The organism is Ruegeria sp. AD11(2025) (genome assembly GCF_056542405.1).
On record NZ_JBQFZU010000057.1, the window covers coordinates 1 to 9,376 of the forward strand.

A 9,376-nucleotide genomic window follows, 5' to 3' on the forward strand; every position below is an offset into this window, starting at 1 on the left:
CAAATCCGCCATTTTGCTAACCTCCTGATGGTTTCCATCTCCAAAACCTACCAGATGAGAGATCAGGGGATGTCCATTCCATCAGAACCTTTTCGCCTGCCACATCGCGTGAGGTAGCCATGGCCGCGCGGGAAAAGGTAGGATTAACCCCGTGAGCCTAGCGCTGGAAACCCAATAGAATCCCGACGGACTAGGACTGCCTTTTCGAGATGCTTGCGCTTTTTTGGTGCTTCTGTGTTTTGAATGTGCTCCATCAAAAGATTCGCCAGTTGAGCGCCTGACCTTCGATAATTGACTGAATAACTGGTTAAGCCGGGAGAGAGACAATCGATCATTCTATGGTTCCCGAACCCAACAACCGAAACTTGGTCACCGACCAAAATCTCTAATTCCCGACACGCTGCATACACTCCGAACGCAGCCGCATCACTTGCGCACAAGAATGCTGTTGGCGGGTTCTTCGACGATAGTAACACTCGAGCAAATTGTTTCGTTTCTTGCATGTTTGAACCACAGGCGCTCTGAAACCCTGGTACCATGGCCAAATCAGATTGGCTCATCGACCGATGAAAGCTTTGCAACCAATGATCGGGTTCGATGTTGCTCTTTTTGAGCCCGACAAACGCAATTCTGGTGTGTCCGCTACCTTTAAGTATGGACACCGAGTTAGCGATGCACCCATCGATATCAACATCGCAATAATGGCTGCTCAAACCGTCGACATGGCCGTAGGTGACAAAAGGCACCCCAAATTCAGTTAACATTTCAATGCGTGAATCGTTGGTGGTCGGAGCGGGTATGATGCAACCATCGACGCGTTTTTCTTGAATGATCAGGCGCTGGATTTCTGAAAGCCTTTCAAGACCGTTCGTCGAACAAACCGTCAACGTCCAATCCCTTGACAGAAGCTCGTTGCTAATCCCTTCAATCAATTCGAGCGTTGCTAGTGCATTCGCTTCCTCATACCCCTGCGGCAAAATAATGGCTGCAGACTGGCTCGTACCTTTCTTAATGGATCTTGCGATAGCTGACGGATAGTAACCAAGTTTTTTCGCCGCATCTTGTACTCTTTGCTTTGTTTCCGTTGATATATCGGAATAGCCGGAAAGTGCTCGCGAGACGGTGCTCTTAGAAAGCCCAGTATGTTCGGACAGGTCTGCGAGGGTTGTTACCCTTGGGCCAACCTTCCTTGAGTGCTTTTTCTTGCTTCCATCCGACATAAGGTTGTTCGATATCTACGGGGAAAACGATGTCGAGATGCTAGGGTGCAACGCAACGCAAACTAGTCCTTCGCTCCACGTGCTGGACGAGTATCGACCTGCTGCTGTAACAGTCTGAGCTGAAACATTTTTAAGGATTGGACACGACTCCTGAGGTTTCTCGCACTTTCAGCGTTGCGGAGTATTCGAGATGTCGAACAGGGAGATTTGGTGAACGCATTCGGTCCAGCAGGATCTCTGCCAAGCGCGTGCCTAGCATTTTGGGATTGATCGCCATGGTAGTTAGGCCTGGGGTAGAGATACTGGCATCCTCGATGTCATCGAAGCCCACGACCGAAAAATCACGTCCTGGCTTTAACCCGGACCGGATCAATCCCAAGCAAGCTCCAAGTGCGGCGACATCTCCATTGCAAACGATGCTTGTCACCTCGGGGTGCTGCTTGCGGAGTGCCGCGATAGCGTCAAAACCAGCGCGCTTGCTCTCTTCACAAGGCCAAACAATTGGCTGAACGCCATCCAACTGTTTAAGAGCGTCTAGGTACCCCGATATACGCTCTTCACGTACTGATGTTTGCTCGGTACCGCCAAAATAGGCAATGTGCCTGTGCCCTAAATCGATCAAATGCTGGGTGGCTTGACTGAGAGCTTCAGTGTTTAGAACGCCGACGTAGTCAAGAGACTTTGAAACCTTTCGCATGAAGGTGACCGTGGGTACGCTATGAGCCTTTATAAGCTCCAATGATTCTTCGTTTGTTTCGATCGCCGGAACCCATATCAATCCACCTCGACCAAATCTGATGCACGCTTCCATGAGACGAGCCTGGCGTTGAAGTTCGTCTTGCGCATCGAGAATCGAAACCATGAAACCTTCAGTTTCAAGAAGGTCCACGGCGCTGCTGACTACTTCAGAATTAAATGGGTTTGCCAAGGTGTTAAGCATAAACCCTATTTCACGGTTTTCACCTGAACGCATAGTGGCCGCTGCGTGATTTGGAACGTAGCGCAGTCGCTTCGCGGCGCTCAGGACTTTCTGGCGCGTCTGCTCTGAAATCCGGCCGGTGTCGCGCATCACCTGACTGACGGTGGGTACTGATACGCCCGCTTCTTTGGCAACGCTGGATAGGGTGGGCTTTTTCATTATGGCAGCAGTTTTAGATATAACGTTATTCTAGATTTGCAGGCGACTCAAAAAATATCAAGTAAATTATGAATAGCGTGAGATAGTCACAGGCTTGACTCGTGATATAACGTTGTATCATAGTGCCTCCATTCGCCATAGGTTAATCCAAGTTCGTCGGCGAGGGAGGGAGGTTGCCAGGTTTCGGTCAACCTCAGGCATAACGGAGGAAAACATGTCTATTCATTCGAAACTGGCGGGTGCCGTATCCGGTGTTGCCATGCTTGTTGGTGCCGCTGCCGTACAGGCGGAAACCCTGTTTTGGTCCACGCAGGCCCGACCTGCTGAAGAAGCGCAGGCGATGCGGACCGAGGTTCTCGGCGGATTTGATGGCGAAGTTGATTACCAGCCGAACGAAGATGGGCCTTGGCTGACACGTCTGCAAGCCGAACTACAAGCTGGTTCGGGGAGCATTGATTTGCTGGGTTCATTGCATGGTAACTTCTCGGCGATGAACCCCGAAGACCTGATGGATCTCGGCGATCTGGGTGTCACGTCAGCCTCAGACACCTTTAACGATCTGGCCAAGCTTGGAACTGACAGCCTTCACTACATGCCATGGATGCAAGCGAGCTATATCATGGCCGCGAACACTGAAGCGCTGCAGTACTTGCCTGAAGGTGCAGATATCAATGCATTGACTTATGACCAGTTGATTGCCTGGGCGGCCAATGTTGAAGAAGCGACCGGCCAGAAGAAATTCGGCTTTCCTGCAGGTCCCAAGGGGCTGAAGCATCGGTTCTTCCAGGGCTACCTCTATCCGTCCTACACAGATGGTGTTGTGCGTACTTTTGCGTCGCCAGAGGCCGTGACGGCATGGGAGAAATTCAAAGAACTATGGAGCCACACAAACCCTGCATCGACCAACTTCTCTTTCATGCAGGAACAGCTGTTGAACGGCGATGCCTGGATCGTTTTTGATCACACCTCACGTCTGGCGCAAGCCTTCAACGAGCGCCCTGACGACTTCGTTGCCTTTCCGGCACCTGCGGGTCCGACTGGTCGCGGTTTCATGCCTGTTCTGGCAGGTGTTGCCATCCCGCGAACCGCGCCAGATGCCGAAAGCGCGAAAGCTCTGGTAACTTATCTGATGCAGCCTGAGACGCAGATCGCGACCCTAAAGGCAACCAACTTCTTTCCTGTTGTTGATGTCGAACTGCCAGACGATCTGCCGCCTTCTGTCAAGGCAGCAGGCGAAGCGGTTGCCACAATGAGCGGATCGGCAGACGCCAATCCTGGACTATTGCCTGCAGGCTTGGGCAGCATGGGTGGTGATTTCAACCGTGTCTATGTGGACACGTTCGAGCGCATTGTTTTGGCGGGGCAACCCATCGAGCAGGTTCTGGAAGATCAGAAGAAACAGCTTGAAAAGATCATGAACGAAACTGGCGCTCCCTGCTGGGCCCCTGATGCGCCTTCAGACGGCCCATGTCCCGTCGAATAAGTCCAAACAAATAGGTGGGCCGCTTTGGCGGCGGCCCGTTTCCCAGCATTTTCCCAATTCAAAGGAGCGGTCCGATGGAAGCGCGGCTATTGCCATACTTTCTGATCCTCCCGGTGACCCTGTTTCTCTGTATGTTTTTCCTCTACCCGTTTGTGCTGGTTGCGCAGGAGGCGTTTGGAACTGAGAACGGTTTTTCACTGGATAACTTTCGTGAGGTTGTGAGCTACTGGAAGTTCCCGATCTCGATGAAGAATACATTCCTTCTGGCCGCTGCTGTCGTGCCGATCCAGCTGGCACTGTCCCTTCTGATGGCCACGATGGTCACGAAGATGCAAAAGGGCCGCGATCTGGTTCTGTACATTTGGACAATTCCGCTTGGCATCTCTGACCTTGCTGCCGGTATCATCTGGCTGGCGATCTTCGAGCAATCGGGTTTCCTGAACTCGATGATGGTGGGACTTGGTGTCACGGACCAACCTGTGAGCTTGCTTAGCTATCAATCCCCCTGGATCGTCTTCCTGGCGATTATGCTGGCCGAGATTTGGCGCGCAACCGCGATCATGCTTGTGATCCTGGTGGCGGGCATCGGTTTGATCCCCAAAGAATATTATGAGGCCGCCGATGTGTTTGGAGCCTCTCGGTGGAAGCAATTCACCCGGATCACCCTGCCAATGTTGCGTCCATCGCTGCAAACAGCACTGATCCTGCGCGTCATTCTGGCATTTGAAGTCTTTGCAGTCGTTGCAGCGCTCGGTGGCACGCTCTTCCCGGTGCTCATGGGCGAAATCTATGCCTACCAATTTGACCTGCAAAATGGCGGCGGAGCAGCTGCACTGGCGATCATCGTTCTGATCATCTCGATCGTCTTTACTCTGCTCATCATGCGCGCACTGCGTGTCCCGAAAGGAGCAACGATATGACCGCTGTAGCTGATGTTGTAGCACCTGACGCCCGCAAGGCGGGCAGGGGGATCTACCGGGCCGGAGTGATCTTGCTGTGTGCCTGGGTGATCGTACCGCTGTACCTGTTGTTCGTGAACACGATGTCTTCACCGGAAACGGTGAACAGCTTCCCGAAGAGCTTCATTCCGGAGTTCAATATGGGATCCATAAACTTCTTCATGGGGTTCCAGGGGATGCTGATGGCTTTGTGGAACTCGGTGGTGGTTGCTGTGCTGACGATGGTGATGTCAATCACCATCGGAGCGCCGGCTGGCTACGCTCTCTCTCGGTTTGAATTCCGCGGGAAAGAGCTGTTCCGGCTGCTGATCTTGCTGACGCGGGCTTTCCCGCTTCCGCTTCTGGCGCTTCCGCTTGCGGTTCTCTTTATACGCACAGGACTCGATGACACGGCCTTTGGCCTGTCTCTTGTGCACACGACCCTGGCGATTCCGTTCGCGGTGCTAATCACCTTCTCGCTCTTCTCCGGCATTCCGTTGGAGCTGGAGGAAGCAGCCTGGACTTTGGGCTGCACGCGATTGACCGCATTTACCAAGGTGATCCTGCCTCTGGTGTTGCCAGGTATCACGGCTTCGGCGATCTTCGCCTTCGTGATTTCGTGGAACGAAGTATTCGCGGCCGCCGTGCTGACCATCGAGAACCGAACGCTTCCCGCGTTTCTATTGCAGACATTGGGCGAAGCTCCGTTGCACCTGAAATTCGCAGGCGGCTTCATCCTCGTGGTGCCTGCACTGATCTTCATCTTCGCTGTGCGCAAATATCTCTTTGCCATGTGGGGCATCGCCAACCGCTAAGCGGTGGCCGAAAGGAAACTGTTATGGCTGAAATACAGATCAAAAACGTCGCCAAGAACTTTGGATCTTACCAAGCTCTTCACGACATCAACCTGACCATCGCAGACCAGGAATTCATGGTCCTTCTGGGGGCCTCTGGCTGTGGTAAGTCTACGCTACTACGTATCATCGCCGGACTTGAGACGGCTACAACCGGTGAAGTCTGGATTGGAGGGCGTCGTGTGGATCACCTATCGCCCAAGGATCGCGGCATTTCGATGGTGTTCCAGAACTATGCGGTCTTTCCACACCTGACGGTGTTCGAGAACATCGGCTTTGGTCTGCGGATGCAAAAATTGCCTGATGACGAGGTCAAGCGCCGCGTCGAGCGTACGGCAGGTTTGATGCACATCGAGCAGCTCTTAAAGCGCTATTCGGGCGAGCTGTCAGGCGGACAACGCCAGCGTGTGGCGGTTGCCCGGGCGTTGGCAATGGAACCTGATGTGATACTGATGGACGAACCGCTTTCGAACCTGGACGCTCTGTTGCGGATGGAAATGCGGGCTGAGCTAAAAGGTGTTTTGGCCGAAAGCGAAACCACCGCCATTTACGTGACACACGATCAGGTCGAAGCCATGTCAATGGCCGACCGGATAAGCGTCATGCATCAGGGCAAAATCGTTCAGGCAGCCTCGCCTATCGAGGTGTATAGGGATCCAGCGGCCGAGTTTGTGGCCAGTTTTATCGGCAATCCACCGATGAATTTCCTCCCCGCTGAAGCTGCGGGCTCCGGTCGCTGGACAGTGGCGGGACAGAGCTTTGATGGACCGGCAAGTGGCAAAAATCTGAAGTGGGCCATTCGCCCGGAAGATCTGCGCATCACGGATGCAGGCTTTGCAGCACGCGCCAAGGTTGTTGAGCCCTTGGGCGCACATCTGCTGGTAACCTGTGATGTCGACGGGCACCAGTTCCGCGCTGTTCTGGACAGTGAGCTTAGCGTGAAGCCCGGCGATGTACTTACGCTGGCGCCCCAAGAGGGCAGAGGGCGTTGGTTTGACCCAGAAACCACTTTGGCCGTCGCTTAAAGGAGAAGCACAATGAGCCAAGCGCTGATTGATCAGGCCCGCAAAGTCATGGACGGAAATGACCGGGGCAGCTACACCGTGCCCACCCATGGTCTCTACCCCTTCCAGTGGAATTGGGACAGCGCTCTATCTGCGCTTGGCTTTTCGCACTACGATATTGATCGGGCATGGGTCGAAATCGAGACCTTAATGGCTCATCAATGGGCCGACGGTATGGTGCCCCATATCATTTTCCATGAACCTGATGATGGATATTTCCCTGGCCCCGACGTTTGGGGAACAAACCGAGTCGTACCCACGACAGGTATTACGCAGCCAGCCGTCGCTGGCTTTGCCTTGCGCAAAATATTTGATCGCTCTGAAGACAAAGTTCTGGCGCGCAGGCGGCTTGCTAATCTACTGCCCAAGATTCATGCCTGGCATAAATGGTTTTACAAGCATCGTGATCCCGAAGCCTCTGGTCTCGTGGCGATCATCCACCCGTGGGAATCTGGTCGAGATAACTCGGTAGATTGGGACGAGGCGCTAGAAGGCGTTCCCATGGAGGGGGTCGCATCATTTACACGGCGCGATACAACACACGCCAACCCTGATCATCGTCCGACGGACGAGCAGTACCGAAGGTATATCTGGTTGGTCCAAACCTTTCGACGTTTGGGTTGGGACAACGCAAAACTTCATGACGCTTCGCCTTTCCGCCTCGTTGATCCGGGGTTTAATGCCATCCTGATACGATCCTGCGACGATGTCGCGGAACTCGCCGAACTCATAGGTGATCCCGATATGGCCCTTGAAGCACGCGCGATGGCGGCAAAGGGTCGTGCTGCGATGGAAAGTCTTTGGAACCCAAAGCTTGGGCAATATACATGCTACAACCGCGCTGCGGGAATTTTGCAGGACACGCCTACGGTCGGCGGAATACTTGCGGCGTTTGCACAAGTGCCAACTGCACGTGCTGAAGCTTTGGTGGCAAGGATCAACTTGTTGTCCCAGCGGTGTGTTTACTTGGTGCCAAGTCATGACCCTGCGGATAGCTCCTTTGACAGCAGGCGCTATTGGCGAGGACCATCATGGCTCATTGTGAATTATATGATCGCCGATGGTCTGATCCTGGCGGGCCAAGAGGCTATGGCACAACGTCTTCTAGCAGATAGCATGCGTCTGATTGAGAAAAGTGGCTTTGCGGAATACTATGATCCAGTCAGCGGCGAACCATGTGGGGGCGGAGACTTTACCTGGACGGCTGCAATGGTAATCGAAATCCTCAAGGTTCAAAAAGTGCCCGCATGAAGCGCTCACGTATCAACGAGATCATGGCGCACGCCGACGACGTAATTCGCTCTCACGGTTTTACTTTGCCACCTTTCGCCTATTGGTCACCCGAGGAGTTCAAGGCACGTGAACGTGACGCCCGTCACGTGATCGACGCGCGTTGCGGCTGGGATATCACCGACTATGGTGACGGTGATTTTGATAGGATGGGGCTGTTTCTTTTCACGTTGCGCAACGGTCTGCAGAGTGATTTGGCCAAAGGTGGGGGGATGTGTTACGCCGAGAAACTGTTGATTTCACGGCAGGATCAGCTGTCGCCCATGCACACGCATGTTCTAAAGGCTGAAGATATCATCAACCGCGGCGGCGCGACCCTGGTCGTTGAACTCTTCGGCTCGGATGGCGCGGGTGGGTTTGCAGAAGACTGCGGTGGTGTGGTCTGGTTGGACGGCATCTGCCACAACTTTAGTGCGGGTGAGAAACTGCGCCTGGCGCCCGGTGAAAGCGTCACTTTACGCCCTGGTGATTGGCACGCGTTCTGGGGCGACGGTGGCGATGTTCTGATTGGTGAGGTTTCGACCGTCAATGACGATGAGACCGACAATATCTTTCGTGAGCCCATTGGACGTTTCTCAGAGGTTGAGGAGGATGCTTCTCCGACACATCTTTTGGTTAGCGATTATTCAAAATGGCTTGGCTGATTGAGGAAACAGACAGCGAAGATCTCGCGCTGGAATTAGAAGCCTCCTTGTTGAACGAACTGAGCCGCCGTCGACCGCAAGGGGTCAACAGCACAATTGAACTTGTCTGCCATAAGGATGGAGTTCTGAAAGGCGGGCTTCTGGGTACAACATCTTACGGTTGGTTCTTGCTAAAAATACTTTGGGTGGCCCCACCGTTTCGGCGTCAGGGGCTGGCAAGAGCCCTGTTCGACCGCGCCTGTACCTTGGCCAAGGCGAGAGACTGTCACAGCGTGTGGCTCGATACCTCAGACCCTAAGGCCCGACAGGTCTATCTTCGTTGGGGATTTGTACAGTTTGGCCATCTGGAAAACGGGCCGGATAAGACGCCCCCTGAGCATTGTCGTTGGTTTTTGCAACGTTTAATTATTTGATCCACAGTGCGAAGCCTTGGAGTGCATTGTCGGCTACTCACAACGGATTTGCTGCAGAGTTTAGTTGAGGTGTCTCACACCGCGATTACAAAGCGCATGCAACAGTTATTCGAGAGGGAAGCGCCGAGGCAATTATTTTCGCAGACTGTTGGTTCGCCAGATTCTCAAGTTCGCGACTGCGGCGAATGGCGGCTTCGGCGGGCCGCGTCGCAGCGATCACGGATATTGCTCAATGGCAGGATTGGGCCGCCTGCGAAAGCGACCCAACTGCACTAGATTTCAATGGCTTCGGCGATCGCTAGAGCGTCTTCAAGTTCGACGCCCAGATATCT

General features: G+C 53.7%; 9 protein-coding genes. 7 read left to right on the plus strand and 2 right to left on the minus strand.

Annotated features, from left to right (window positions below; all coding sequences use genetic code 11):
- Nucleotides 1-143: 143 nt before the first annotated feature.
- Nucleotides 144-1,220 (minus strand): LacI family DNA-binding transcriptional regulator, encoded by a 1,077-nt coding sequence (locus ACR1XY_RS23630; RefSeq protein ID WP_170336593.1) that lies wholly within the window; start codon nucleotides 1,218-1,220, stop codon nucleotides 144-146.
- Nucleotides 1,221-1,350: 130 nt separating this feature from the next.
- On the minus strand, nucleotides 1,351-2,358 hold the full coding sequence (locus tag ACR1XY_RS23635) for a LacI family DNA-binding transcriptional regulator (RefSeq protein ID WP_217359715.1): 1,008 nt from the start codon (nucleotides 2,356-2,358) through the stop codon (nucleotides 1,351-1,353).
- A 214-nt stretch (nucleotides 2,359-2,572) separates the two neighbouring features.
- Between ACR1XY_RS23635 and ACR1XY_RS23640 the strand changes: the two genes are divergently transcribed.
- From ACR1XY_RS23640 to ACR1XY_RS23670, 7 genes are all read left to right on the plus strand, one after another.
- Complete coding sequence (locus tag ACR1XY_RS23640; RefSeq protein ID WP_170336595.1) at nucleotides 2,573-3,841, plus strand: ABC transporter substrate-binding protein; 1,269 nt, start codon at nucleotides 2,573-2,575, stop codon at nucleotides 3,839-3,841.
- 74 nt (nucleotides 3,842-3,915) lie between these two features.
- Nucleotides 3,916-4,761 (plus strand): carbohydrate ABC transporter permease, encoded by an 846-nt coding sequence (locus ACR1XY_RS23645; RefSeq protein ID WP_170336597.1) that lies wholly within the window; start codon nucleotides 3,916-3,918, stop codon nucleotides 4,759-4,761.
- Nucleotides 4,758-5,594, plus strand: a complete 837-nt coding sequence (locus tag ACR1XY_RS23650) for a carbohydrate ABC transporter permease (RefSeq protein ID WP_170336599.1) — start codon at nucleotides 4,758-4,760, stop codon at nucleotides 5,592-5,594. Before ACR1XY_RS23645 ends, ACR1XY_RS23650 begins: the two co-directional genes overlap by 4 nt.
- Nucleotides 5,595-5,617: 23 nt before the next feature.
- On the plus strand, nucleotides 5,618-6,658 hold the full coding sequence (locus ACR1XY_RS23655) for an ABC transporter ATP-binding protein (RefSeq protein WP_170336601.1): 1,041 nt from the start codon (nucleotides 5,618-5,620) through the stop codon (nucleotides 6,656-6,658).
- Between the two features lie 12 nt (nucleotides 6,659-6,670).
- On the plus strand, nucleotides 6,671-7,948 hold the full coding sequence (locus tag ACR1XY_RS23660; protein ID WP_480597141.1) for an amylo-alpha-1,6-glucosidase: 1,278 nt from the start codon (nucleotides 6,671-6,673) through the stop codon (nucleotides 7,946-7,948).
- Nucleotides 7,945-8,631, plus strand: a complete 687-nt coding sequence (locus ACR1XY_RS23665; protein ID WP_480597144.1) for a D-lyxose/D-mannose family sugar isomerase — start codon at nucleotides 7,945-7,947, stop codon at nucleotides 8,629-8,631. The genes ACR1XY_RS23660 and ACR1XY_RS23665 overlap by 4 nt, the downstream gene beginning before the upstream one ends.
- Nucleotides 8,619-9,044: a GNAT family N-acetyltransferase gene (locus tag ACR1XY_RS23670; RefSeq protein WP_170336607.1), complete on the plus strand. Its 426-nt coding sequence runs from the start codon at nucleotides 8,619-8,621 to the stop codon at nucleotides 9,042-9,044. The genes ACR1XY_RS23665 and ACR1XY_RS23670 overlap by 13 nt, the downstream gene beginning before the upstream one ends.
- Nucleotides 9,045-9,376 lie beyond the last annotated feature (332 nt).